At 70.9% G+C, this 24,455-nt stretch carries 22 protein-coding genes; 10 read left to right on the forward strand and 12 right to left on the reverse strand.

From position 1 onward, the window contains the following. Positions 1-3: 3 nt before the first annotated feature. The gene (locus tag LNW73_RS13700) at positions 4-1,308 is read right to left on the reverse strand and encodes a glycosyltransferase 87 family protein (RefSeq protein ID WP_250990087.1); all 1,305 of its coding nucleotides are present in this window, start codon (positions 1,306-1,308) and stop codon (positions 4-6) included. A 157-nt stretch (positions 1,309-1,465) separates the two neighbouring features. Here LNW73_RS13700 and LNW73_RS13705 point away from each other — a divergent pair, with 157 nt between their 5' ends. Continuing rightward, positions 1,466-2,221 carry an SDR family NAD(P)-dependent oxidoreductase gene (locus tag LNW73_RS13705; protein ID WP_250990088.1) on the forward strand — a complete coding sequence of 252 codons (756 nt, stop codon included), beginning with the start codon at positions 1,466-1,468 and terminating at the stop codon, positions 2,219-2,221. 60 nt (positions 2,222-2,281) lie between these two features. On the opposite strand, the gene LNW73_RS13710 is transcribed toward LNW73_RS13705, so the two are convergent. Further along, positions 2,282-3,475 carry an RtcB family protein gene (locus LNW73_RS13710; protein WP_250990089.1) on the reverse strand — a complete coding sequence of 398 codons (1,194 nt, stop codon included), beginning with the start codon at positions 3,473-3,475 and terminating at the stop codon, positions 2,282-2,284. 196 nt (positions 3,476-3,671) lie between these two features. On the opposite strand from LNW73_RS13710, the gene LNW73_RS13715 reads away from it, so the two are divergent. The 3 genes from LNW73_RS13715 to LNW73_RS13725 all read left to right on the forward strand — a co-directional run bounded on the left by LNW73_RS13715 (position 3,672) and on the right by LNW73_RS13725 (position 6,653). After that, a complete protein-coding gene (locus LNW73_RS13715; RefSeq protein ID WP_250990090.1) occupies positions 3,672-4,469 on the forward strand; it encodes a hypothetical protein in 798 nt (265 codons plus the stop codon). 101 nt (positions 4,470-4,570) lie between these two features. After that, positions 4,571-5,260, forward strand: coding sequence for a DUF3558 family protein (locus LNW73_RS13720; protein WP_250990091.1), 690 nt, complete (start codon positions 4,571-4,573; stop codon positions 5,258-5,260). 106 nt (positions 5,261-5,366) lie between these two features. Continuing rightward, on the forward strand, positions 5,367-6,653 hold the full coding sequence (locus LNW73_RS13725; protein ID WP_250990092.1) for a DUF2637 domain-containing protein: 1,287 nt from the start codon (positions 5,367-5,369) through the stop codon (positions 6,651-6,653). A gap of 55 nt (positions 6,654-6,708) precedes the next feature. Here the strand turns inward: LNW73_RS13725 and lysS are convergent, their stop codons facing one another. Further along, a complete protein-coding gene (gene lysS, locus LNW73_RS13730; protein WP_250990093.1) occupies positions 6,709-8,460 on the reverse strand; it encodes a lysine--tRNA ligase in 1,752 nt (583 codons plus the stop codon). A gap of 93 nt (positions 8,461-8,553) precedes the next feature. Between lysS and argS the strand changes: the two genes are divergently transcribed. Beyond that, positions 8,554-10,314: an arginine--tRNA ligase gene (gene argS / locus LNW73_RS13735; RefSeq protein ID WP_250990094.1), complete on the forward strand. Its 1,761-nt coding sequence runs from the start codon at positions 8,554-8,556 to the stop codon at positions 10,312-10,314. 358 nt (positions 10,315-10,672) lie between these two features. Here the strand turns inward: argS and LNW73_RS13745 are convergent, their stop codons facing one another. Further along, positions 10,673-11,044, reverse strand: a complete 372-nt coding sequence (locus LNW73_RS13745) for a DUF6247 family protein (protein WP_250990096.1) — start codon at positions 11,042-11,044, stop codon at positions 10,673-10,675. A 197-nt stretch (positions 11,045-11,241) separates the two neighbouring features. Between LNW73_RS13745 and LNW73_RS13750 the strand changes: the two genes are divergently transcribed. Together LNW73_RS13750 and LNW73_RS13755 are read left to right on the forward strand one after the other, a co-directional pair. After that, on the forward strand, positions 11,242-12,063 hold the full coding sequence (locus LNW73_RS13750) for a helix-turn-helix domain-containing protein (RefSeq protein WP_250992910.1): 822 nt from the start codon (positions 11,242-11,244) through the stop codon (positions 12,061-12,063). Further along, positions 12,063-12,302 (forward strand): DUF397 domain-containing protein, encoded by a 240-nt coding sequence (locus LNW73_RS13755; RefSeq protein ID WP_250990097.1) that lies wholly within the window; start codon positions 12,063-12,065, stop codon positions 12,300-12,302. Before LNW73_RS13750 ends, LNW73_RS13755 begins: the two co-directional genes overlap by 1 nt. A gap of 7 nt (positions 12,303-12,309) precedes the next feature. On the opposite strand, the gene hemB is transcribed toward LNW73_RS13755, so the two are convergent. The 7 genes from hemB to LNW73_RS13790 form a co-directional block, all read right to left on the reverse strand. Further along, complete coding sequence (hemB, locus tag LNW73_RS13760) at positions 12,310-13,305, reverse strand: porphobilinogen synthase (RefSeq protein WP_250990098.1); 996 nt, start codon at positions 13,303-13,305, stop codon at positions 12,310-12,312. Between the two features lie 285 nt (positions 13,306-13,590). After that, positions 13,591-15,207 (reverse strand): uroporphyrinogen-III synthase, encoded by a 1,617-nt coding sequence (locus LNW73_RS13765; RefSeq protein ID WP_250990099.1) that lies wholly within the window; start codon positions 15,205-15,207, stop codon positions 13,591-13,593. Then, complete coding sequence (gene hemC / locus LNW73_RS13770; protein WP_250990100.1) at positions 15,204-16,193, reverse strand: hydroxymethylbilane synthase; 990 nt, start codon at positions 16,191-16,193, stop codon at positions 15,204-15,206. Before hemC ends, LNW73_RS13765 begins: the two co-directional genes overlap by 4 nt. Next, entirely contained in the window at positions 16,190-17,515 is a 1,326-nt protein-coding gene (locus tag LNW73_RS13775) for a glutamyl-tRNA reductase (protein ID WP_250990101.1), read from the reverse strand. The genes hemC and LNW73_RS13775 overlap by 4 nt, the downstream gene beginning before the upstream one ends. After that, positions 17,512-18,222 carry a redox-sensing transcriptional repressor Rex gene (locus LNW73_RS13780; RefSeq protein WP_138355129.1) on the reverse strand — a complete coding sequence of 237 codons (711 nt, stop codon included), beginning with the start codon at positions 18,220-18,222 and terminating at the stop codon, positions 17,512-17,514. Before LNW73_RS13780 ends, LNW73_RS13775 begins: the two co-directional genes overlap by 4 nt. A 132-nt stretch (positions 18,223-18,354) precedes the next feature. Continuing rightward, entirely contained in the window at positions 18,355-19,089 is a 735-nt protein-coding gene (locus tag LNW73_RS13785) for a 3'-5' exonuclease (protein ID WP_250990102.1), read from the reverse strand. Positions 19,090-19,177: 88 nt separating this feature from the next. Next, a complete protein-coding gene (locus LNW73_RS13790) occupies positions 19,178-19,459 on the reverse strand; it encodes a glutaredoxin family protein (protein WP_250990103.1) in 282 nt (93 codons plus the stop codon). Between the two features lie 128 nt (positions 19,460-19,587). Here LNW73_RS13790 and LNW73_RS13795 point away from each other — a divergent pair, with 128 nt between their 5' ends. The 3 genes from LNW73_RS13795 to LNW73_RS13805 all read left to right on the forward strand — a co-directional run bounded on the left by LNW73_RS13795 (position 19,588) and on the right by LNW73_RS13805 (position 23,122). Then, complete coding sequence (locus tag LNW73_RS13795) at positions 19,588-20,496, forward strand: HAD family hydrolase (RefSeq protein WP_250990104.1); 909 nt, start codon at positions 19,588-19,590, stop codon at positions 20,494-20,496. A 366-nt stretch (positions 20,497-20,862) separates the two neighbouring features. Then, the gene (locus tag LNW73_RS13800; protein WP_138355125.1) at positions 20,863-21,657 is read left to right on the forward strand and encodes an ECF subfamily RNA polymerase sigma factor, BldN family; all 795 of its coding nucleotides are present in this window, start codon (positions 20,863-20,865) and stop codon (positions 21,655-21,657) included. A gap of 232 nt (positions 21,658-21,889) precedes the next feature. After that, positions 21,890-23,122 (forward strand): DUF5667 domain-containing protein, encoded by a 1,233-nt coding sequence (locus LNW73_RS13805; RefSeq protein WP_250990105.1) that lies wholly within the window; start codon positions 21,890-21,892, stop codon positions 23,120-23,122. Between the two features lie 85 nt (positions 23,123-23,207). On the opposite strand, the gene LNW73_RS13810 is transcribed toward LNW73_RS13805, so the two are convergent. After that, entirely contained in the window at positions 23,208-24,434 is a 1,227-nt protein-coding gene (locus tag LNW73_RS13810; RefSeq protein ID WP_250990106.1) for a lysophospholipid acyltransferase family protein, read from the reverse strand. Positions 24,435-24,455 lie beyond the last annotated feature (21 nt).

Below are 24,455 nucleotides of genomic sequence, written 5' to 3' on the forward strand. Positions count from 1 at the left end.
CCTTCACGGGAGCGGAGGCAGGAGCGGGGCGGGGGCCGGGGGCGGGAGGGCCGGGAGCGGGACCGTGTTCCGCCACAGCCGCACCGCGGACAGCACGGCCGCCCCCAGCAGGATCAGATCGCGCGCCGCCAGCAGCAGCGCCGCCGGGACCGAGCCGCCGAGCAGATCCCGGAACAGGTACGGGAACACCGCCGTCGTCAGCACGCACGCGCCCAGCACCAGCCACGCCACCTGCCGCTGCGTCGTCGCCCGGTGCAGCAGGCACACCGCGGCCAGACCCACCAGCCACACCATGTACTGCGGGCTGATCACCCGGCTGGTCACCACGAACAGCAGAACGGCCGTCAGCGCCGCGTCCGGCAGCACCCAGACCTCCGTACGCCCCGCCCGCGACCGCACCCGCCACAACAGCAGCCAGCCGAACGCGACGACCGTCAGGGCCGCACTCACCCGCGCCACCACCTGCACATACGGGCCGATGAACTCCATCGACCCGTCATGCGGCGCCCAGTGCCCCGACCAGCCGAAGTGCCGCGCCAGATGGAACGGCAGCGCGCCGAGCGACTCCACCTCGATGCCGCGGTCCCCCTGATACGTCAGGAACGACAGGGCGCCCGGCATCGCCAGCAGGAAGACCACCGTCACCAGCAGCGCCGACAGCACCGCCGCCACCCACGAGTGCCGGGTGCGCCGACCGCGCGCCGTGCCCACGAGCAGCAGCACCGGCCACACCTTCACCACCGCGCCGATCCCGACCAGCACCCCGAACACCCGGTCCGCCCACACCCGCCGCGTACCGGCCGCCAGCAGCGCCCCCACCGCGACCGCCGTCACCATCACGTCGAACCGGCTCCACGGCACCGTGCTCAGCAGCGGCAGCCCCACCACCCACATCCACGGGCCGGCGACACTGCGCCGGCCGTCCGGGTACCGGGCCGCGTACACCAGCGCCGCCAGCACCGCCGCGTCGCACACCGCGCACAGCACGATGAACGCGTGCGAGTAGTCCAGGAAGGGCACCAGCCGCGGGGCGAGAATCGGCAGCGCGGCGCCCGGCGGGTACTGCCAGGACACGTCGTCGTGCGGGAAGCTGCCGGAACTCAGCACGTCGTACCAGCCGCGGTACACCTTCGACACCGAGACGTCCGGGCCGTCCTTGCTGCTGAACGGGCCGAGCCGCAGCGCCGCCGACACCAGCACCAGCCGGGTCAGCAGCCAGACCCCCACCGGCCACAGCAGCCGCCGCGACGGGCCCGCTCCCGCTTCCGCGACCTGCGCCGAAGCGGCGTCCGTGCCCGTGCCGACCACTGAACTGATTCCTCCATGAACGATCCGGCCCGGCCGGAACACCCGGGCACCACCATGGTCACGATGCTAATGAAGATCCGATCCGGACGGCGGACGCCACCGACCCGCCACTTATGCTCGGTGGGCAAGCCATCCCGCAGTCGAAAGGCGCCGTGACATGAGCATCCGTACCGCAGTGGTCACCGGGGCGAGCAGCGGCATCGGTGCCGCGACCGCCCGCAAGCTCGCCGCCGCCGGCTACCACGTGCTGCTCACGGCCCGCCGCGCCGACCGCCTCGAAGCGCTCGCCAAGGAGCTCACCGCCGCGGGCCACTCGGCCGCCGCGCACACCCTGGACGTCACCGACCGCGCCGCCGTGGACGCCTTCGCCGCGTCCCTCGACCGCTGCGACGTCCTCGTCGCCAACGCGGGCGGCGCCCTCGGCGCCGACACCATCGCCACCTCCGACCCCGCCGACTGGCGCGCGATGTACGAGGTCAACGTGCTCGGCGTCCTCAACATCACCCAGGCCCTGCTCCCGGCCCTCACCTCCAGCGGCGACGGCACGGTCGTCGTGCTCTCCTCCACCGCCGGCCTGGGCAGCTACGAGGGCGGCGGCGGCTACGTGGCCGCCAAGCACGGCGCGCACGTCATCGCCGAGACCCTCCGCCTCGAACTGTGCGGCGACCCGGTCCGCGTCATCGAGATCGCGCCCGGCATGGTGAAGACCGACGAGTTCGCCGTCACCCGCTTCGGCGGCGACGCCGACAAGGCCGCCAAGGTCTACGCGGGCGTCGCGGAGCCCCTCTCCGCCGACGACGTCGCCGACACCATCGCCTGGGCCGTCACCCGCCCCGCGCACGTCAACATCGACCTCCTCGTCGTCCGCCCCCGCGCCCAGGCCTCCAACTACAAGGTCCACCGCGAGCTGTGAGCAGGACATGCCGGTGGGGGCGGGTGATCACACCCGCCCCCACCGCCGCACCGACCTGCCTCAGCCCTTGACGCAGACGACCTGCTTCAGCTTGGCCACGACCTGGACCAGGTCCCGCTGCTGCTCGATGACCTTCTCGATCGGCTTGTACGCGCCCGGGATCTCGTCCACGACGCCGGAGTCCTTACGGCACTCCACACCCCGCGTCTGCTCCTCCAGGTCACGGGTCGTGAACCGCTTCTTCGCCGCGCCCCGGCTCATCCGGCGGCCCGCGCCGTGCGAGGCGGAGTTGAACGCGTCGGCGTTGCCGAGGCCCTTCACGATGTACGAGCCGGTGCCCATGGAGCCCGGGATGATCCCGAACTCGCCGGAGCCGGCGCGGATCGCGCCCTTGCGGGTGACGAGCAGGTCCATGCCGTCGTACCGCTCTTCCGCGACGTAGTTGTGGTGGCAGCTGATCACGTTGTCGAAGGTCACCTTGGCCTTCTTGAACTCCTTGCGGAGCACGTCCTGGAAGAGCGCCATCATGATCGCGCGGTTGCGCTTGGCGTACTCCTGCGCCCAGAAGAGGTCCCGCCGGTAGGCCGCCATCTGCGGGGTGTCGGAGATGAAGACCGCGAGGTCGCGGTCGGCCAGATCCTGGTTGTGCGGCAGCTTCTGCGCTTCGCCGATGTGGAACTCGGCGAGTTCCTTGCCGATGTTGCGGGAGCCGGAGTGCAGCATGAGCCACACGGAGTTGTCATCGGCGATCGTTACCTCGCAGAAGTGGTTTCCTCCGCCGAGCGTTCCCATCTGCTTCGTGGCCCGTTCATGACGGAATTTGACCTCTTTCGCCAGCCCGTCGAACCCCGCCCAGAACTCGTCCCACCCCGCCGTCGGGAAGCCGTGCATACCGCGCGGGTCGACCATCTCCCGGTGCATGCCACGCCCGACCGGGATCGCCTGCTCGATCTTCGAGCGGAGCCGGGACAGATCGCCCGGCAGGTCGTTGGCCGTGAGGGAGGTCTTCACCGCGCTCATGCCGCAGCCGATGTCGACGCCGACCGCCGCGGGGCAGACCGCGCCGTGCAGGGCGATGACGGAGCCGACCGTCGCGCCCTTGCCGTAGTGGACGTCCGGCATCACGGCGAGGCCCTTGATCCAGGGCAGCGACGAGACGTTGCGGAGCTGCTGCATCGCGCCGTCCTCGACGGAGGCCGGGTCGGTCCACATGCGGATCGGCACCCGGACGCCGGGCACCTCGGTGTAGGACATCTCCAGCCCCCTTCTCGAACGGACAAATTGGCACAACGAAATCACGCCGTGCCGACATCAATAATGTGGACGAAACGCCCGATACCCACAGGCGGCCACGCAGCCGCATCAGCAGGTGCGGTAGACATTGTGTCCACGGCACGCGTGCGCGCGCCAAGGGATTTCGGGGCACCCCCCGGCGGAAGGAGCCTGGCCAGTGCAGCCATCGCGAGGACTGCTGGGCATCGTCTGCGCGGCCGTACTGGCCGTCTCGGGGCTGAGTGCCTGCACCGCGGACGGCGATACGGACCCGGCGGCGGTGGACGCGAAGTCCGCGACCGGTGACCAGAAGGTCGCCCCCGCGCCGCCCGGCAAGTACCGCAAGCTGCCGGAGCCGTGCGGCTCGCTCGAACCCGACACGCTCAAGAAGCTCGTGCCGAACGCACCGGACTACACGGGCGACGCCGAGCTCACCTACGACACCAACCGGCGGGTCGGCTGCACCTGGACCGGTGAGACGTCGCAGGGGAACCGCTATCTGCAGATCGACTTCGAGCGCGTCGTGTCGTACGACCCCGGGGTGAGCGACGAGGCACAGGCGGAGTCCGACTACGACGCCAAGGTGCTGCAGGCCGGCATTCCGACGACCCCGGGCACTCCGGGCGCCCCGGCGACGACGCCGCCCGTGGCGCCGCCCGGCAGCCCGGCCGGTCTGCCGGGTCAGCCGGCCGCCACCGCGCCGACCACCTCTCCGGCCACCTCTCCGGCGACCTCCCCCGATCTCGCGCCGCGGCTGCTCGCCGACGTCGGCGACGCCGCTTTCCTCGATGACGAGCTGATGACCCGTGACTCGGGGGTGCACCGTGACATCACTCTCGTTTTCCGCACGGCGAATGTCCTCGTGACGGTCTCGTACGCGCAGTGGTCGGCGGACAAGGCCACCGCCCCGCAGAGCGCTGACCTGCAGCAGGGCGCGGAGCAAGTCGCGGATGTGCTCGTCAAGACGATCAAGTGACGGCGGATCGTCCGATAACGGACGCCCCGTAGGCTGTCCGTTTCCCGGCCCCCCGGCCGGCCCACCGCCCTGTCGGGAGCAACGAAGTGAGCGAAGGACCCATGCACCGTTCAGCACCGCGAATCGCCCGAGTTCTCGCCTGTGCCGCCGTGCCGGTACTGCTCGTCGCCGGCTGCTCGTCGGGGTCGGACTCGTCCAAGAAGCCGGACGGCGCGGGCTCGGGCAAGACGTCCGCCTCGGCGGCTCCCGCCGCGGCGAAGTTCGCGAAGCTGCCGGACCCCTGCAAGTCGGTGACGCAGGCCACCGTGGGGCGGCTCGTCCCGAAGGTGAAGGACGCGGCGGGCACGGCGGCGCAGTCGCCGGTCCAGGACCAGCGCGGCGGCTGCTCCTGGAACGGGCTCGACGGCTACCAGTTCCGCTGGCTGGACGTGGCCATGCAGCGCTTCGACTCGGCCGGCGGTGTCGGCAGCGGCGAGGAGCAGGCCAGGAAGCGCTTCACGGAGCAGGTCGCCGCGGCGGCCCAGATCAAGGGTGCGACGTCCGTGAAGGCCGACGGTGTCGGCGACGAGGCGACCCTGGTGAGCGCGCTGGTGGAGAAGGACAAGCTGAACTACCAGGACGAGACGGTCGTCGTGCGGACCGGCAACGTCATCGTCATCCTGTCCCACAACGGGGCGGGCTTCGAAGGCGCGAAGACCCCGGCGGCCGATCAGCTGCAGAAGGACGCGCTCGCGGCGGCGAAGGAGGCCGTGGCTTCGGTCACGGCGGCGAACGCGGCGGCGAACACGTAACAACTCCGGTCGCACCTGCACCGGTTTCAGCACCTTTGTACGACCTGGCCGCGCCCCCATATGACAGGCTGGGCCGTCCAGTTGCCGAGGGTGGGAGGGGTCGCGGGTGCCCGCGATACGTTTGACCCGGACGCACCGGATTCTTGTCGGTGTGGTGGTCGCCGGTGCGGTGGTGATCGCCGCGATCGGTTTCGCGGGATCGTATGCCGCGGTGCGGGAGCTCGCGCAGAACAAGGGCTTCGGCTGGTTCGCGAACGTGTTCCCGATCGGTGTGGACGCCGGGATCGTGGTGCTGCTGGCGCTGGATCTGCTGTTGACGTGGATGCGGATCCCGTTCCCGCTGCTGCGCCAGACCGCGTGGCTGCTGACCGCGGCGACGATCGCGTTCAACGGTGCGGCCGCCTGGCCCGATCCGGTCGGGGTCGGGATGCACGGCATCATCCCGGTGCTGTTCGTGGTCTGTGTCGAGGCCGCCCGGCACGCGGTGGGCCGGGTGGCGGACCTGACCGCCGACAAGCACATGGAGTCGGTCCGCCTCACCCGCTGGCTGCTGGCCCCGTTCCCCACCTTCAAGCTGTGGCGCCGCATGAAGTTGTGGGAACTGCGCTCCTACGACCAGGTCATCCGCCTCGAGCAGGACCGCCTCGTCTACCAGGCTCGCCTCCAGGCCCGCTACGGCCGCGCCTGGCGCCGCAAAGCACCCATCGAAGCCCTCATGCCGCTGCGGCTGGCCCGCTACGGCATCCCCCTGGCCGAAACCGCCGCCCTCGGCCTCGCCGCCGCCGGCATCACCGTCCAGGAGCCGGTACCGGCGCAGCCGCCCGTACCCGTACCCGTGGCCGCCCTGGCGCTGGAGACGGTGCAACCTGCCGCCCGGCAGGAACCACAACCGGAACCACAACCGGAACCGCGGCCCGAGCCGCGGCCCGAGCTCGTTCCGCAGCCTGAACCGGTGCCGGAGCCCGCCCGCACCCGCATACCGGCGCCCGCACCGGAACCCGTACCCGAGCCGGCACCGGGATCCGACGGCCGCCCCATGGTCCCCGTCTCGCCCGGCCGGGTCCGCACCCTCGCCAACGGTTACAGCTCCGCAAGCGTCAAGAGCTACGCCCCTGATCCCGAACCGGAAACGGAAGCGGAACCCGCCCTGCACCGCCCGCCGCACATCGAGCCGGACGTGCCGCGCGAGGAGCAGTACTACGGGGCGTTCCGCCGCTACGTCGTCGAGGTCAACGAGTTCCCCAACCCGCGGCAGTTCGGCCGCTATCTGCTGGAGAACTACGGCGTCACGGGCCGCACCGGCGGCCCGCTCAGCGAGGGGACGCTGCGCCGCTATCTGACGGAGTTCGAGTCGCAGTACCGGACCGAGTGGGACTCGGAACAGGTCCCGTAAACGCCTGATCCCCCGGCCGCCGGAGAATCCGGCAACCGGGGGATCGTCGTGACCGTCAGGCGCCCAGCAGCGTACGGACGCGGTCCGCGCCCACCGCGAGCAGCAGGGTGGGCAGCCGCGGGCCGGTGTCCCGGCCGACGAGCAGCTGGTAGAGCAGCGCGAAGAACGACCGCTGCGCGACCTTGAGTTCGGGCGTGGGCTTGGCGTCGGCGTCCAGGCCGGCCTGGAGCTTGGGCACGGCGTAGACGAGGGTCGTCAGGCCGTCCAGCGACCAGTGGTCGTCGAGTCCGTCGATGAGCAGGTCGAGCGCGGCCCGGTCGGTGGCCGGGAGGCTGCCGAGGGTCTCGCTGTCGGGCTCGGTGCGGACCCGGGTGCGCTGGTCGGCGGGGACGTGGGTGGTGATCCACGCCTGGGCGCGGTCGAGCCGCGGCCGGGTCGCGTCGAGGGACGTGACGGGGTTGGCGGGGTCGAGGTCGCGCAGGATGCGCAGGGTCTGCTCCTCGTCGCCGGTGGTGATGTCGACGACGGAGGCGAGCGTCCGGTACGGCAGCGGGTGCGGTGTCCGCGGCAGTTCACCGGCGGCGGTGCGGGTGGCCCGGCTGTACGCGGCGGCGTCGGCGGCCTGCACCGAGCCGTCGGCGATCTTGCGCTCCAGCGCGTCCCACTCGTCGTAGGTGCGCTGGATCTCCTGGTCGAAGGCGATCTTGAACGACTGGTTGGGGCGGCGGCGGGCGTAGAGCCAGCGCACCAGCGGCGCCTCCATGATCTCCAGCGCGTCGGACGGCGTGGGGACGCCGCCGGCCGAGCTGCTCATCTTGGCCATGCCGCTGATGCCGACGAAGGCGTACATGGGGCCGATGGGCTGCTCGCCGCCGAAGATCTCGCGGACGATCTGGCCGCCGACGACGAAGGAGGAGCCCGGCGAGGAGTGGTCGACGCCCGAGGGCTCGAAGATCACGCCCTCGTAGGCCCAGCGCATCGGCCAGTCGACCTTCCAGACCAGCTTGCCGCGGTTGTGCTCGGAGAGCTTCACGGACTCGGCGTGGCCGCAGACGCAGGTGTAGGAGAGCTCGGTGGTCTCGTCGTCGTAGGACGTGACCGTGGTGAGGTCCTTGTTGCAGACCGAGCAGTACGGCTTGTACGGGTAGTAGCCCGCGCCGCCGGTGCCGTCGTCCTCGTCGGCCGCGCCGGAGCCCGCGGCGGCTTCGACCTCGGCCTCGTCGAGCGGCTTCTGTTGCTTCTGCTGCGGCTTCTTGCCGGTCGCCGGCTTGTCCTTCGTCCGGTACCGGTCGAGGATCGCGTCGATGGCGGCACGCTCGCGCATCGCGAAGAGGATCTGCTCGCGGTAGGCGCCGGCCGTGTACTGCTCGGTCTGGCTGATGCCGTGGAACTCGATGCCGAGCTCGGCGAGCGCGGCGATCATGGGCGCCTTGAAGTGCTCCGCCCAGCTGCCGTACTCGCTGCCCGCCGGCGCCGGGACCGCGGTCAGCGGCTTGCCGATGTGCTCGGACCAGGACGGGTCGACGCCGTTGGGCACCTTGCGGAACCGGTCGTAGTCGTCCCACGAGATGATGTGGACGCACTCACGGCCGCGGCGGCGGATCTCGTCGGCCACCAGGTGCGGCGTCATGACCTCGCGCAGGTTGCCGAGGTGGATCGGGCCGGACGGGCTGAGGCCCGATGCGCAGACGATCGGTTTGCCGGGGGCGCGACGGTCCGCCTCGGCAATGACCTCGTCCGCGAAACGGGAGACCCAGTCGGTCTCGGGGCTCTGAGCCACGATCGGCACTTCCTTCCTCGACAGCATGTCGTCCCCATTCTCACAGACCGAAAAGGGGATGCGGTCCCGTGGGATACTCGAAGGGTTTCCCACTCCCCCAACCGGAATGGCACCCACCCCATGGCCTCGGTCGCTTCCCTTTCCGCCTCTGTCCAGCAGCGTGTCTCGGCCGCCCTGGCGGCCGCCGTGCCGTCGGCCGTCGATGCCGACCCGCTGCTGCGCCGAAGCGACCGGGCCGATTTCCAGGCCAACGGTGTGCTGGGCCTGGCGAAGAAGAACAAGGCGAACCCGCGGGAGCTCGCCGCCCAGGTCGTCGGCGGCCTGCCCACCGACGAGCTGATCTCCGAGATCGAGGTGTCGGGCCCCGGCTTCCTCAACATCACCGTCTCCGACGCGGCGATCACCTCCACGCTGGCCGCCCGCGCCGCCGACGACCGGCTCGGCGTGCCGCTGACCGCGGACCCCGGCACCACGGTGATCGACTACGCGCAGCCGAACGTGGCCAAGGAGATGCACGTCGGCCATCTGCGGTCGTCCGTGATCGGTGACGCCATCGCCAGGATCCTGGAGTTCGAGGGCGAGACGGTGATCCGCCGGCACCACATCGGCGACTGGGGCACCCAGTTCGGCATGCTCATCCAGTACCTGATCGAGCACCCGCACGAGCTGGACCACGCGGACGCCGACACCGACGGCGAGGCGTCGATGTCCCGCCTCAACCGGACGTACAAGGCGGCCAGGACGCTCTTCGACGCCGACGAGGCCTTCAAGGACCGGTCCCGCAAGCGGGTCGTGGACCTGCAGGCCGGGGAGCCGGAGACGCTCGCGCTCTGGCAGCGGTTCGTCGACGAGTCGAAGATCTACTTCTACTCGGTCTACAACAAGCTCGACATCGCGATCCAGGACGACGACATCGTCGGCGAGTCCGCCTACAACGACATGCTCGTCGAGACCTGCCGGATCCTGGAGGACACCGGCGTCGCGGTGCGCTCCAACGGCGCGCTCTGCGTCTTCTTCGACGAGATCAAGGGCAAGGACGGCGAGCCGGTCCCGCTCATCGTGCAGAAGGCGGACGGCGGCTTCGGCTACGCGGCCACCGACCTGTCGGCGATCCGCGACCGGACCGGCAACCTCAAGGCCGACACCCTCCTCTACGTGGTGGACGCCCGGCAGGCGCTGCACTTCCGCATGGTCTTCGAGACCGCCCGGCGGGCCGGCTGGCTCACCGAGGAGGTCACCGTCAAGCACCTGCCGTTCGGCACGGTGCTGGGCAAGGACGGCAAGCCGTTCAAGACCCGTGAGGGCGAGACCGTCCGGCTGGTCGACCTGCTCGACGAGGCCGTCGAGCGGGCCACCGTCGTCGTCCGGGAGAAGAACGAGGAGCTCTCCGACGAGGAGGTCGCGGAGCGCGGCGCCGAGGTCGGCATCGGCGCGGTCAAGTACGCGGACCTGTCCACGTCACTCGGCCGCGACTACGTCTTCGACCTGGACCGGATGGTGTCCCTGACCGGCGACACGAGCGTGTACATCCAGTACGCGTTCGCCCGGACCCAGTCCATCCTCCGCAAGGCCGGAGCAGCCCGGGCCGTCGCCCGCCCGGAGCTGCCGCTGGCCCCGGCCGAGCGCGCGCTGGGCCTGCTGCTGGACGAGTTCGGTGACGCCCTCGCGGGTGTCGCGGACACCTACGAGCCGCACAAGCTGGCGTCGTACCTGTACGCGGTCTCCTCGGCCTTCGCGACGTTCTACGAGCAGTGCCCGGTCCTCAAGCCCGAGACCCCCGACGACGTCCGCGAGAACCGGCTCTTCCTCTGCACCCTGACCGGCCGCACGCTGCGCCAGGGAATGACCCTGCTGGGCATCCACACCCCCGACCAGCTGTAGCCCCCGCCTCGTAGCAGCAGTGCCCGTCCCTCACTCCGAGGGGCGGGCACTGTCGTACGTACGCGATCAGAAGCAAAGAATCACAAGTGCTGCATGGGCGGCATGATGAGCACGACGGCTACGAGGCAAGCACGCGGTACGGGTAACACGTCGACCCATCCCCCGCTGGGGAGGTCGAACCGCCGGACGCCTCCTGGCTGACCCGGTCGGGGCCCCGTGCCCAGGTCCGTGATGTCGATGGCCAGGTCAGCGAGTGCCACCAACTCAACCGCGATCTGCTCAGCCTCGGCAACGACATGCGCGGGCACCCCTTGGCGCAGCTGGCCGTCAGGGACACATTCCCATCGCCATCCGTCGCTCACGTAGTGCCCTCGCCCCGGTCGAGTCCAGCCTCGATTACCGCGGCCGCGAGGATCTCGCTGACTTCGGCGGCCACCGCACGGGCCTCGGTGAGATCGTCGACGGTCGCCGCCCGCGCCTCCAGCTCGCGCAACCGGGCGGCCCGGTCGGGGTGCCGCTCGATCGCGACATATACGGCCCACTGCTCGACGAAGCGCCGCAGTGGCGCGGCGGAGACCGTGGAGCGGGCCGCCTCTGTAGCGGCGGCCCGCTCCCCGTCGAACGCGGAGAGCCGCGCGGGCGCCACTATCGCCAGGGCAGAGCGCAGCGCCTCGGGCGTCGCGGTCGGCTGTGGTACCTGGTGGGGGCTGCTCGCTCGTTCTGCGCTCATGGGCGGCTTGTCTCCTTCGGATGGGGTGACCACCCCATACTGCCTCGCCCGGCGCGTGCGCGTGTGACCGATCCCCTGCCCGAGTCCCCGAAGATTCGCTCTCCGTTACCGAGCAACGCCAACGCGTCAACCCGTACGGATCGCAGGTACGGGTTTGTTCGAGGTCGGGTACGGACCCAGGTGGGAAGTTGGCCACCATGTGCGCCTGGCAGAAGCCGAAGAAGAACGCCTCAGCGGTACGACTGGTAGGCGCCCAAGTGGCCTTGTTCCGCAGGGTCGCCCGCCTCACCCAGCGCGAACTGGCCGAGCGCCTGTGTCTCGCCGAAGAGTCCGTCGCGTCGATCGAACAGGGCAGACGCCCGCTGAAGCCGGACCTGGCGGAGCAGCTGGACCGGGTCCTGGAGACCAAGGGCGCGCTGGCGGTCGCGGTGCAGAACCTGCCGGAGATGGACAGGTACCCGGTGTGGGCCGAGGAGTTCATGGACCGCGAGCGGGAGGCGGTGGCCCTGTCGTCGTACGAGAACCAGGTGCTTCCCGGCCTGCTCCAGACGGAGGGGTACGCGCGGGCGGCCTTCCTCAGCATGGTGCCGCCGCTCAGCGAGGAAGAGATCGAACACCGGGTCGCGGCCCGCATCGAGCGTCAGGATCTACTGCACCGCAAGGAACCGCCGAGTGCCAGCTTCATCGTCTCCGAGGCCGTGTTGATGGACCGCCTGGGCGGCGATGAGGTCTACCAGGAGCAGCTGCGGCACCTGTGCGACTGCGCGGACCTTCCGGGCCTCTCCCTCCAGGTGATGCCGTTCGGCCGGAAGACCCACGCCGGGCTCTCCGGCCCCTTTGTCCTACTGGAGACCCCCGACCACGAACACCTGGCCTATACCGAGGCCCAGCGCGGTAGCCAGCTCGTATCCGACTCCGACGAGGTCAGCATCCTGGCGCGAAAATATGCGATGCTGCGGACGCAGGCCCTCAACCCCGAAGACACCAAGGGCCTGTTGGATCGGCGGCAAGGAGACTGATGAACACCGCTCTGACGTGGTTCAAGTCCAGCCACAGCAGCGAAGAAGGCGGCAACTGCCTCGAAGTCGCGTACGCGTGGCGCAAGTCCAGCCACAGCGGCAGCGACGGCGGCAACTGCGTCGAGGTCGCCACCCACCCCACCGCCGTCCACGTCCGCGACTCCAAGGACCCCGACGGCCCGGCCCTCACCTTCACCCCCGACGCCTGGGCCGCCTTCACCGCCTACGCGGCGTCGTAGGACGGCATCAGCCCTCGCGCCCCAGCCGCACCGCGACCTCCGTCGCCCAGTACGTGAGGATCATGTTCGCGCCGGCCCGCCGCACGCACGTGAGCGTCTCCATGATGGTGCGGTCACGGTCGATCCACCCGTTGGCGGCGGCCGCCTCGACCATCGCGTACTCGCCGCTGACCTGGTACGCGGCCACCGGAACGTCGACCGTGTCGGCGACCCTCCGCAGCACGTCCAGATACGGCAGCGCGGGCTTGACCATCACCATGTCGGCGCCCTCCGCCAGATCGAGCGCCAGCTCGCGCAGCGACTCGCGGAAGTTCGCCGGGTCCTGCTGATAGGTCTTGCGGTCGCCGGTGAGCGACGAGTCGACGGCCTCGCGGAACGGCCCGTAGAAGGCCGACGCGTACTTCGCCGTGTACGCCAGGATCGACACGTCCTCATGGCCGACCGCGTCCAACGCGTCGCGCACGATACCGACCTGACCATCCATCATCCCCGACGGGCCCACCACATGAACGCCCGCGTCGGCCTGCACCTGCGCCATCTCGGCGTAGCGCTCCAGCGTCGCGTCGTTGTCGACCCGGCCCTGCGCGTCGAGCACTCCGCAGTGGCCGTGGTCCGTGAACTCGTCCAGACACAGATCGGACATCACCACCACAGCGTCCCCGACCTCGGAGACCACATCGCGGATGGCGACCTGCAGCACGCCGTCCGGCTCGGTGCCCTGCGTGCCGAGCGCGTCCTTCACCGCCGGCACACCGAACAGCATGATCCCGCCGACGCCCGCCTCGGCAGCCTCCAGGGCCGCCTTACGGAGCGTGTCACGGGTGTGCTGGAAGACCCCGGGCATCGACGAGACCGCCACCGGCTCCCGGATGCCCTCACGGATGAACATCGGCAGGATCAGCTCTGCCGGATTGAGCCGGGTCTCGGCGACCAGGCGCCGCATCGCCGGACTGGTGCGCAGCCTGCGGGGGCGCGCTCCGGGGAAATCACCGTAGCCAGTCATGTCCGTGCCTTCCTCCACCACCGGAGCCGTTCCAGACGTCCACGCTACGCCCGGTCCCAGCATGCTCTTCCCGACTACACGTCGGCCGGAGCGAAGGATGACCACGGACAGGGGGCACGCCCACCCACTGACCGGAGGGGACGTGGCGGGGTGTCCCCGCAGGACAGCGAACGAATCCGACCGTCACTTCGAAGCCGGCACGAGCGTTCGCTGTCCGAGGAGTCACCCCGGCGCGGCCCCGCCCGTCAGAGCGGACCCGCACCGGACATCACCCACAAATGACCGTCAGACCCTGGCCCGCCGCCGCGACCCAGGCCGCCGCTCACTCGGCCGCGTCACAGGATCGCCCGCGTCCTCCGCCGCCACCCGCCGCGCCGTGCCGAAATCGGCCAGCGCCTGCGCCAGCGCATGCACGGACGGCTCCGGCGACATCACGTCGACCCGCAGCCCGTGCTCCTCCGCCGTCTTCGCCGTCGCGGGACCGATGCACGCGATCACCGTGACGTTGTGCGGCTTGCCGGCGATGCCGACCAGGTTCCGGACCGTGCTCGACGACGTGAAGAGCACCGCGTCGAACCCGCCGCCCTTGATCGCTTCCCGAGTGTCCGCGGGCGGAGGCGAGGCCCGCACCGTCCGGTAGGCGGTGACGTCGTCGACCTCCCACCCGAGCTCCACCAGGCCCGCCACCAGCGTCTCGGTGGCGATGTCGGCGCGCGGCAGGAAGACGCGGTCGATCGGGTCGAAGACCGGATCGTACGGCGGCCAGTCCTCCAGCAGTCCGGCCGCGGACTGCTCACCGCTCGGCACGAGATCCGGCTTCACGCCGAACTCGACCAGCGACTGGGCGGTCTGCTCGCCGACCGCGGCGACCTTGATCCCCGCGAAGGCGCGGGCGTCGAGCCCGTACTCCTCGAACTTCTCCCGCACCGCCTTGACCGCGTTGACCGACGTGAACGCGATCCACTCATAACGCCCGGTGACCAGGCCCTTCACGGCCCGCTCCATCTGCTGCGGGGTGCGCGGCGGCTCGACGGCGATCGTCGGCACCTCGTGCGGGACCGCGCCGTACGAGCGCAGCTGGTCCGACAGCGAGGCGGCCTGCTCCTTGGTGCGCGGCACCAGGACGCGCCAGCCGAACAGCGGCTTGGTCTCGAACCAGGACAGCTGGGCGCGCTGCAGACTGCGCTGCCCCACCACGGCTATCGCCGCGATCGGGCCCTCCGGTGTCGGCAGGGCCTTGGTGGCCTTGAGCTCGGAGGCGATCGTGGCCAGGGTCGCGGTCCAGGTGCGCTGCCGGGTCGTCGTACCGGCGACCGTGACCGACAGCGGGGTGTCGGGCTTGCGGCCCGCCGCCATCAGTTCGGCGGCGGTGGCGACCACGGTCTGCAGCGTGGTGGTGAGGACCAGCGTGGCGTCGCTCGCGCCGACCTCGCTCCAGCAGCGGTCGGAGGCGGTGGCGGCGTCGACGAAACGGACGTCGGCGCTGAGCGGGACCCCGGCGTAGGCGGGTACGCCCATGGCCGCGGAGACGCCCGGTACGACCTCGAAGGGGATGCCGGCCGCCGCGCAGGCGAGCATCTCGCTCGCCGTGCAGTTGTCCAGGCCGGGATCACCCGCTACCGCACGGACGACCCGCTTGCCGGTGCGTGCGGACGTCATGACAAGCTGGGTGGCGGCAGCGGAGGCGTCCAACGCGCCCTCGCCTGCCGCTGGTTCAGCCGTGCCCACATCTGCTCGGGCGTGCGTACGCACGACCTCCAGCACGTGCGGCTCGCCGACCAGCATGTCGGCATGAGCCAGCGCCTCGACGGCGCGCAGGGTCAACAGCCCGGGATCACCGGGCCCGGCACCGAGGAAGGTGACGTGGCCGAGGCCGGAGTGATTGACGGCGGTGGGGCTCAAAGTTCGCGCTCCCCCATAAGACCGGCTGCGCCCTTGGCGAGCATCTCGGCCGCGAGTTCGCGACCGAGAACCGCGGCGTCATCCGCGGACTCAGGGGTTGCACCAGTGATGGACATCTGCACCAGCTGGGTGCCGTCGGTCGTGCCGACGACCCCCCGCAGGCGCAGCTCGGAAATCTGCCCGTCGGCCACCAGGTCGGCGAGCGCGCCCACAGGGGCGGAGCAGCCGGCCTCAAGGGCGGCGAGCAGTGATCGTTCCGCGGCGACGGCGGCCCGGGTGAACGGGTCGTCGAGCTCCGCGAGCTGTGCGGCCAGTGCCAGTCCCGCCGGGTTACCGGCGGCACATTCGACGGCCAGCGCCCCCTGTCCGGGGGCGGGCAGGACGGCTTCGACGGGGATCAGCTGGGTCGCCTCACCGAGGCGGCCGAGGCGGCTGAGCCCGGCGGCGGCCAGGACGACGGCGTCGAGTTCGCCGGAGGTGACGAAGCCGATGCGGGTGTCGACGTTGCCACGGATCGGCACCGTCTCGACCGCTCCGCCCAGGCTGCGGGCCCAGGCGTTCAACTGCGCCATCCTGCGCGGCGATCCGGTGCCGACGCGGGCCGGCCGGCCCAGCGCGGCGGCGGCCGCCACGAGTTCCTCGAACGTCAGCCCGTCGCGGGCCACGAGCGCGTCGCGCGGGTCCTCGCGGACCGGGATCGCGGCGAGCGTGAGGCCCTCGGCGGGAGTCGTCGGCAGGTCCTTGAGCGAGTGCACGGCGAAGTCGATCTCGCCGGCGAGCAGCGCGTCCCGCAGCGCGGAGACGAAGACTCCGGTGCCGCCGATCTGCGCGAGCTGCTCGCGGGAGACATCCCCGAACGTGGTGATCTCGACGAGCTCGACCGGTCTGCCGGTCAGCTGGCGCACCTGCTCCGCCACCATGCCGGACTGCGCCATCGCGAGCTTGCTGCGCCGGGTGCCCAATTTCAATGCGGTGGGGCCGTTCATGGCCGCCCTCGATTCGGGTCGTCGGCCCTGCTGACGGCGGCGACCGCCTGCGGGTCGAGGTCGAAGAGTTCACGCAGCGCGTCGGCGTACCCGGCGCCGCCGGGTTCGCCCGCGAGCTGCTTGACCCGCACGGTGGGCGCGTGCAGGAGCTTGTCGACGACGCGGCGCACGGTCTGGGTGATCTCCGAGCGCAGCTTGTCGTCCAGGTCGGGGAGCCGTCCGTCGAGCCGGGTGAGTTCACCGGTGACGACGTCGGCGGCCATCGCGCGCAGCGCGACGACGGTGGGGGTGATGCGGGCGGCGCGCTGAGCGGCGCCGAAGGCACCGACCTCGGCGGCGACGATCTTGCGGACCTCGTCGACGTCGGCGGCCATCGGGGCGTCCGCGGAGGCCTCGGCGAGCGACTCTATGTCGACCAGGTGGGCGCCTTCGAGGCCGTGCACGGCGGCGTCGACGTCGCGCGGCATGGCCAGGTCGAGCAGAGCCAGCGGTGCGGTGCCGGCGCCGGTCGCGGTGCGGGTGGCGACGGCGGCGGCGACGGTGGCGTGGTCCAGGACCAGCCCGGTCGCCCCGGTACAGGACACGACGAGGTCGGCCGAGGCCAGTTCGCCGGCGACGGCGTCGAAGTCGGCGGCCCGGCCGCCGAGCTGGGCGGCGAGCCGCTCCGCGCGGTCGGCGGTGCGGTTGGCGATGACGAGTTCGGTGACGCCCGCGCGGGCCAGGGTCGTGGCGGCGAGCGAGGACATCGAGCCCGCGCCGACCACCAGCACGCGCTTACCGGCCAGCGGGCCGGTGGTGGCGGCCAGTTGGTCGAGGCCGAAGGTGACGAGGGACTGGCCGGCCCGGTCGATGCCGGTCTCGCTGTGGGCGCGCTTACCGACCCGCAGGGCCTGCTGGAACAGGTCGTTGAGGAGCCGTCCCGCGGTGTGCAGCTCCTGGCCGAGGGCGAGCGCGTCCTTGATCTGGCCGAGGATCTGGCCCTCGCCGACCACCATGGAGTCCAGGCCGCAGGCGACCGAGAACAGGTGGTGGACCGCCCGGTCCTCGTAGTGCACATAAAGATAAGGAGTGAGCTCTTCGAGGCCGACGCCGCTGTGCAGCGACAGCAGCATCGACAGCTCGGCGACGCCCGCGTGGAACTTGTCCACGTCCGCGTACAGCTCGATGCGGTTGCAGGTGGCGAGCACCGCCGCTTCGGTCGCGGGCTCGGCGGCCAGCGCGTCCTGCAGCAGCTTGGCCTTGGCCTCATCCGTGAGCGCGGCCCGCTCCAGCAAGCTGACCGGGGCGCTGCGGTGGCTCAGGCCGACGACGAGAACACTCATGCCGGCATCACGGCGGGCACGTCCCCGTCCGGGCCCTGGCCCTGCTCGCCGGCCTTGCGCTGCTCGTGGAACGCGAGGATCTGCAGCTCGATGGAGAGGTCGACCTTGCGGACGTCGACGCCCTCGGGGACCTGCAGCACGGTCGGCGCGAAGTTCAGGATGGAGGTGACGCCCGCGGTGACGAGGCGGTCGCAGACCTCCTGCGCGGCGCCGGCCGGGGTCGCGATGACACCGATCGACACCTGGTTGTCCTCGACGATCGCTTCCAGCTCGTCGATGTGCCGGACCGGGAGTCCGGCGACCAGCTTCCCGGCGAGCGCGGCGTCGGCGTCCATGAGGGCCGCGACGCGGAAACCACGGGAGGCGAAGCCGCCGTAGTTGGCGAGCGCGGCGCCGAGGTTGCCGATACCGACGATCACGACCGGCCAGTCCTGGGTGAGGCCCAGTTCACGGGAGATCTGGTAGACGAGGTACTCGACGTCGTAGCCGACGCCGCGGGTCCCGTAGGAGCCGAGGTAGGAGAAGTCCTTGCGCAGCTTCGCGGAGTTGACGCCCGCGGCGGTCGCGAGTTCCTCCGACGACACCGTGGGCACCGAACGCTCGGAGAGCGTGGTGAGAGCCCGCAGGTACAGCGGAAGCCTGGCGACGGTGGCCTCGGGGATACCTCGGCTGCGGGTCGCCGGTCGGTGAGAACGGCTAGTTGCCACGATGCTCCTGCGGATAGAGCGTAGACGTCCAGGGACCACAGTCCCCGGGGCCGCCCCGTGCATGCCAGGCTATGTCTTTGTGAACGCGTGCACAAAGATAGTGTCCGCTTTGTCCAGGGGAAGTGACCGGCATCACGCACTCCCATTCCGGACATTAGGAACCATTTGCTGTGCCGAATCGTTCCACCCCTTCGGGTCGTTCGATATTTCCGCCGACCGGTCCGCCGGACGATCAACGGAGCGCCGCCCCAGCCAGAGCGCGTCGGCCGCCGGCAGATGCGCGATCACCGGCCACTCCACTCCCGCCGCGGCCTCCACCGCTCCGGGCACGCCGGCCCGGTCCGGTGCGTCCGCCGCGTAATGGGCGAACAGCCGCGCGGTGGCCCGTGCGTCACCCAGCGCCGTGTGCGCCGCCCAGTCACCCAGTCCGGCGTCCGCTACGCAAGCCCCCAGCGAGAATCCGAGCGGAGCGGGCACCCGGGAGATGGCCATCCGCATGGTGCACAACTCCGGCACGGCCGGCAGCGTCACCCCGAGCCGCGCGTACTCCGCGGCCAGGAACGCCCGGTCACAGCCCACGTTGTGCCCCACCAGCACCCTGCCGCGCAGCAGCCCCAGCAGTCTCGGCGCGATGCCGGCGAACGTCGGCGCACCACCGAGGTCGGGCCCCTCGATGCCATGGATGTGGGTCGGGCCGACCGGCCCCTCGGGATCGATCAACGTACTGAACTCACCCTGCGGGACGCACTCGCGGTCGAGCAGCACGACCGCCACCTCGATCACCCGGTGCCGTCGTGAACTGGACCCGGTGGCCTCCAGGTCCACGACGGCATAGCCGCCAGACCCCTGGAACCGTCCGGAGAGCACGCGCCCACACTCCTCACGCCTAGCCCCCGGGTGTACAAAACGAACTCGATGGTAATCGAATACGCGCACCACGAGTAACGCGAGCAAATCACCCGCCGGTCAGGGCGGTCCGCAGCCGCTGCTCGTCGACCCGCCAGAAGTCGTGCTGCTCGCCGTCGACCAGCACCACCGGAATCTGCTCCCAGTACTTGCGGTACAGCTCCTCGTCCTGCGTGATGTCCCGCTCCTCGACCCGGGAACCGAGCTCCCCCGCGACCTTCTCGATCACGGCGCGGGCGTCGTCGCACAGATGGCAGCCGGGCTTGCCGATCAGCGTCACGGTGCGGCCGGCGGGATCCTTGCGGGCGCCACGGCGCAGGAGAGGACTCATTCGAGACATTGTGCCCCCGACCGCTTCCGGTGGACCCGCCCGGCGGGTAACACGTACGTCGCGAGGAGTTCACGCCTTCGCTCCTTACCCGGCAAGGACCGGCCGAACAAAATGGCTATGCTCGCCGCATGGCCGCTTTGCAATGGCTCACCCCCCGTAGGCGCTCCGCCACCGCGCGCAGCGTGCTGGCAGGCGAGGCCGCGGCCGAGGCCGCACTCGCGGCGCCGGAGGAGGAACCCGCCGCGCCCGACTTCCCCGTCGTGGGGGATCCGCACGCCGCCGCCTTCTTCGACCTCGACAACACCGTGATGCAGGGCGCCGCGATCTTCCACTTCGGCCGCGGCCTGTACAAGCGGAAGTTCTTCCACAAGCGCGAGCTCGCCCGCTTCGCCTGGCAGCAGGCCTGGTTCCGGCTCGCCGGGTCCGAGGACCCCGAGCACATGCAGGACGCGCGGGACAGCGCGCTGTCGATCGTCAAGGGGCACCGCGTCGAGGAGCTCATGGCGATCGGCGAGGAGATCTACGACGAGTACATGGCCGAGAAGATCTGGCCGGGCACCCGGGCGCTCGCCCAGGCCCACCTCGACGCGGGCCAGCGGGTCTGGCTGGTCACGGCCGCGCCCGTGGAGACCGCGACGATCATCGCCCGCCGGCTCGGCCTGACCGGCGCGCTGGGCACCGTCGCCGAATCCGTCGGCGGCGTCTACACCGGCCGGCTGGTCGGCGAACCGCTGCACGGCCCGTCCAAGGCCGAGGCGGTCCGGGCGCTCGCCGCCGCCGAGGGACTGCAGCTGTCCCGCTGCGCCGCGTACAGCGACTCGGCGAACGACATCCCGATGCTGTCGCTGGTCGGACACCCGTACGCGATCAACCCCGACACGCGGCTGCGCAAGCACGCCCGCGCCCAGGGCTGGCGGCTGCGCGACTACCGCACCGGCCGCAAGGCCGCGAAGATCGGCATCCCGGCCGCGGCCGGAGTGGGCGCCGTCGCCGGCGGCGCGGTCGCCGCGGTCGCGATCCACCGACGCCGCCGCTAGATCCGGGGCGCCGGCACGGTCGGCGCGGGCCGCCGGACCGTCCCGACACGGCCGGCGCGCCACGTTCCGGCGGTCCGTCGTACCCCCTCTGGACCCACCGCAGTCGCAGCACTGTCACACAGCCACAACACGCACTCCCCGCGAGCAATTCACGAACAGATACGGTCAACTTCGTTTCAATGTTCGATAATTGATCGATCACCAATGCACCAAGGAACCGACGTAACCGGCGATTTAGGCAACACGGTGTAGCGCCGCCTGTACGAAGCGTTATTCTCCTCAGACGCAATCGGAACCCACACGTCGACCACGGCGGGTGCACGGTCCCGTACTGCACGTGATGGAAGTTCTGCCTCTGGGAGTCCCGTGTACCCACACGACGGGGTTGACACCTCCGGCCTGGCAACGCTGCGCGCATTGGTGAACGACTGCCTGCGTGTCGTCCCCGCGTTCGCCGAGCCCGCCCTCGCCACGCCCTTTCCCGCCGGCCCCGCGTACGCACTGGCCGAAGTCAGCACCGCCGCAGGCAGACGCACCCGGAACAACCCTCAGAGCGGCTCCGGCAGCAACGCCGCCGGAGGACCCACCGCTCGCCGTCCCGCCGCGGACAGTGACAGCGGCCGGATGATGGACCTCGTCGAGCGGGCCCAGGCCGGCGAGACCGAGGCCTTCGGCCGGCTCTACGACCACTACTCCGACACCGTCTACCGCTACATCTACTACCGCGTCGGCGGCAAGGCGACCGCCGAGGACCTGACCAGTGAGACGTTCCTGCGCGCCCTGCGCCGGATCGGCACCTTCACCTGGCAGGGCCGCGACTTCGGCGCGTGGCTCGTCACCATCGCCCGCAACCTGGTCGCCGACCACTTCAAGTCCAGCCGCTTCCGGCTCGAGGTCACCACCGGCGAGATGCTCGACGCCAACGAGGTCGAGCGCAGCCCCGAGGACTCGGTGCTGGAATCGCTGTCCAACGAGGCGCTGCTCGTCGCCGTCAGGAAACTCAACCCCCAGCAGCAGGAGTGCGTGACGCTGCGCTTCCTGCAGGGCCTGTCGGTCGCCGAGACCGCACGCATCATGGGCAAGAACGAAGGGGCGATCAAGACCCTTCAGTACCGCGCCGTGCGAACCCTGGCCAGACTTCTCCCCGAAGACGCCCGGTGAGACTGAGTTGTCCATTTTTCCCCACCCTCTCCGGCCTTTTTTCCGGCCGCTCCGGTCCGATCATCATGACCGCGTAACCCAACTGGCGCGGCGCTCGTTGCACCACATGCAGACACCTCTCTGCCGCGCTCTGGCCGCTTCCAGTCACTCGATTGGGTGGACAGAAACAAGGAATGCAACCTTCCGGGCGGCTTCGGGAGTCGAGTGTGGATGACGAGAGGAGGTGCCGCCCATGATCGGACAAGCAACGGCACACCGTCGGGCGAACGCCTTCGCCCAGGCCCTTGAGACTGCCGGTTTTCCGGGGGAAGACCCCCGGAACTCCGACAGCACACCCCAGGAGCCCGCCGGCGAACACGGCGCCCATGCCACGGACCGGCACGCCGACCCCGATCAGGGGCAGCTGCTGGCTCTGGTCGGCGCCATCGGCAACCGGCAGCCGCCGGTGCTGAGCGCCGAGGCGAAGACGGTGCAACGTGCCCAACTGATCGCCGCGATGGAGACCGCGCTCGCCGACGGCAGCCTTGAGGTCTCCCCCAAGGTCCCCGAGCAACGCACCGGCGGCGCGCACCGCGCCACCGGGCTCGGGAAACTCAGGCCACGTTCCCGCTGGTCCCGCCGGCTCGCCGCCGGCGGGCTCTCCGTGGGCGTCGCGGCCGGGGCCCTCGGCGGAGTCGCGGCGGCCAGTACGAACGCACTGCCAGGGGACACCCTCTACGGCCTCAAACGGGGCATGGAGGATCTCAAGCTGGACATGGCCAACAACGACGCCTCCCGAGGAAGCGTCTATCTGGACATGGCGGCGACCCGCATGCAGGAGGCCAGGCGCCTCATGGAGCGCGGTCGCTCGGGCGAGCTCGACAGCGAATCGGTCGGCGAGGTCCGCCGGGCGCTCTCCGGTATGCACCAGGAGGCCGCGGAAGGCCACCGGCTGCTCACCGAGGCGTACCAGCGGGACGGCTCGCTGCAGCCGATGGAGCTGCTGAACGAGTTCAACGCCTCGCACCGCGAAGGCTGGAGCCAGCTGCGCGACCGGCTGCCCAGTCAGCTCGGTGATGTGAGCAGTCAGGTCTCATCGGTCTTCGACGCCATAGAGCACGATGTCGCGCCGCTGGCCGGCAAGCTCCCCAAACCCCAGGGCAGCGAAGGCCCCGCGCACCGGCAGGCCGGCAAACCCGGCTCCGTCGGTACGGGTCACAGCGGCACAGCGACGCCGGCGCCGCACGCCCCCGCCACCGCGGAAGGCCACAGCGGCACACCGGGCACCACCGACAGCCCGAGCGCCGGCGCCGACAAGGACCATCTGCTCGGCGGTACGGACGGACTGCTTCCCCCGTCACCGGGCACCGGCGGCGAGAAGCCGTCCGACCCGGCGGCCTCCACCCCGCCGTCCGTCAACCTGCCCCCGCTGCTCCCCGGCCTGCTCCCGGGCCTCGGCCTCGGGGCGGAGGACGCCAAGGAGTAACCGGCGGTCGTGCATCGGAAAGGGGGGTCCGGGCCAATGGCCCGGACCCCCCTTTCCCGTCCGTACGAGCGGGTCTCAGCAGAACTCAGAAGAACACGGACCGCCGCTGCACCAGCAGCTTGTACAACGTGTGCTGGATCGTCTCCCGAACCTGGTCCGTCAGGTTGAAGACCAGCATCGGGTCCTCCGCCGCCTCCGGCGGGTAGTGGTCGGTCCTGATCGGCTCGCCGAACTGGATCGTCCACTTCGTCGGCAGCGGCACCAGGCCCAGCGGCCCCAGCCAGGGGAACGTCGGCGTGACCGGGAAGTACGGCACGCCCAGCAGCCGCGCCAGCGTCTTGGAGTTGCCGACCATGGGGTAGATCTCCTCCGCGCCCACGATCGAGCACGGAATGATCGGCGCCCCGGTCTTCAGCGCCGTCGCGACGAAACCGCCGCGCCCGAAGCGCTGCAGCTTGTAGCGGTCGGCGAAGGGCTTGCCGAGGCCCTTGAAGCCCTCCGGCATCACCCCGACGACCTCACCGCGCTCCAGCAGCAGCTGGGCGTCCTCGGTGCAGGCCAGCGTGTGGCCCGCCTTGCGGGCCAGCTCGTTCACCACCGGCAGCACGAAGACCAGGTCGGCGGCGAGCAGCCGCAGATGGCGGCCGGCCGGGTGGTGGTCGTGGACGGCGACCTGCGCCATCAGCCCGTCCAGCGGCAGCGTCCCGGAATGGTTCGCGACCACCAGGGCCCCGCCCTCGGCCGGGATGTTCTCGATGCCCTTGACCTCGACCCGGAAGTACTGGTCGAAGAACGGCCGCAGCACCGACATGAGCACCTGGTCGGTGAGCTGCTCGTCGTAACCGAACTCGTCGACCTCGTAGTCGCCGGTGATCCGGCGCCGCAGGAACGACAGCCCGTGCGCGACCTTCCGGTCCCAGCGGGCGCCCATCAGCCGCTCGGCCGCACCGCCGAGCACATCACCCAGGGCCTCGGCGACCCCCGACGCCGGCGCCGTGCGGGGCGCGCCACCGCCGTCGGTGACTCCGGTGCCTCCCGTTGCCCCCGGGGCACCCGCGAGGCCGTCCTGGCCCTGCTGCACGCCCTCAGGGGCCGTCGCGGGCGGGCCCGCGGGGTCGGCGTCGTCGCGCGGAGCGCGCGGCTCCGGTGCGCCGGCCGGTTCGTTCGGGAACTCCGCCGGGACGGCGGACAGCGGTGTCGCCGACACGGCCCCTTCGTTCTTCTTGCGGGACCCCGCCCGTCCGCGCGGCCGGCCCGGCCCCCGACGGGCACGGGTGTCCTCGTCGAACGGGATGACCTTGGCGTCCGCCATGCTGCGGCTCCTCCTCGTCGG

The sequence above is a fragment of the Streptomyces sp. RKAG337 genome (assembly GCF_023701715.1).
In the GTDB taxonomy this organism is placed as follows: domain Bacteria; phylum Actinomycetota; class Actinomycetes; order Streptomycetales; family Streptomycetaceae; genus Actinacidiphila.

What these genes read in the sequence shown, in the direction of transcription:
- LNW73_RS13755 (WP_250990097.1), top strand. Translation starts at nt 12,063, where the DNA reads ATGAACACCGCTCTGACGTGGTTCAAGTCCAGCCACAGCAGCGAAGAA.
- LNW73_RS13790 (WP_250990103.1), bottom strand. Translation starts at nt 19,459, where the DNA reads ATGAGTCCTCTCCTGCGCCGTGGCGCCCGCAAGGATCCCGCCGGCCGC.
- LNW73_RS13745 (WP_250990096.1), bottom strand. Translation starts at nt 11,044, where the DNA reads ATGAGCGCAGAACGAGCGAGCAGCCCCCACCAGGTACCACAGCCGACC.
- LNW73_RS13775 (WP_250990101.1), bottom strand. Translation starts at nt 17,515, where the DNA reads ATGAGTGTTCTCGTCGTCGGCCTGAGCCACCGCAGCGCCCCGGTCAGC.
- LNW73_RS13720 (WP_250990091.1), top strand. Translation starts at nt 4,571, where the DNA reads ATGCACCGTTCAGCACCGCGAATCGCCCGAGTTCTCGCCTGTGCCGCC.
- hemC (WP_250990100.1), bottom strand. Translation starts at nt 16,193, where the DNA reads ATGAACGGCCCCACCGCATTGAAATTGGGCACCCGGCGCAGCAAGCTC.
- LNW73_RS13710 (WP_250990089.1), bottom strand. Translation starts at nt 3,475, where the DNA reads ATGTCCTACACCGAGGTGCCCGGCGTCCGGGTGCCGATCCGCATGTGG.
- hemB (WP_250990098.1), bottom strand. Translation starts at nt 13,305, where the DNA reads ATGACTGGCTACGGTGATTTCCCCGGAGCGCGCCCCCGCAGGCTGCGC.
- argS (WP_250990094.1), top strand. Translation starts at nt 8,554, where the DNA reads ATGGCCTCGGTCGCTTCCCTTTCCGCCTCTGTCCAGCAGCGTGTCTCG.
- LNW73_RS13795 (WP_250990104.1), top strand. Translation starts at nt 19,588, where the DNA reads ATGGCCGCTTTGCAATGGCTCACCCCCCGTAGGCGCTCCGCCACCGCG.
- LNW73_RS13805 (WP_250990105.1), top strand. Translation starts at nt 21,890, where the DNA reads ATGATCGGACAAGCAACGGCACACCGTCGGGCGAACGCCTTCGCCCAG.
- LNW73_RS13705 (WP_250990088.1), top strand. Translation starts at nt 1,466, where the DNA reads ATGAGCATCCGTACCGCAGTGGTCACCGGGGCGAGCAGCGGCATCGGT.
- LNW73_RS13750 (WP_250992910.1), top strand. Translation starts at nt 11,242, where the DNA reads ATGTGCGCCTGGCAGAAGCCGAAGAAGAACGCCTCAGCGGTACGACTG.
- lysS (WP_250990093.1), bottom strand. Translation starts at nt 8,460, where the DNA reads ATGCTGTCGAGGAAGGAAGTGCCGATCGTGGCTCAGAGCCCCGAGACC.
- LNW73_RS13810 (WP_250990106.1), bottom strand. Translation starts at nt 24,434, where the DNA reads ATGGCGGACGCCAAGGTCATCCCGTTCGACGAGGACACCCGTGCCCGT.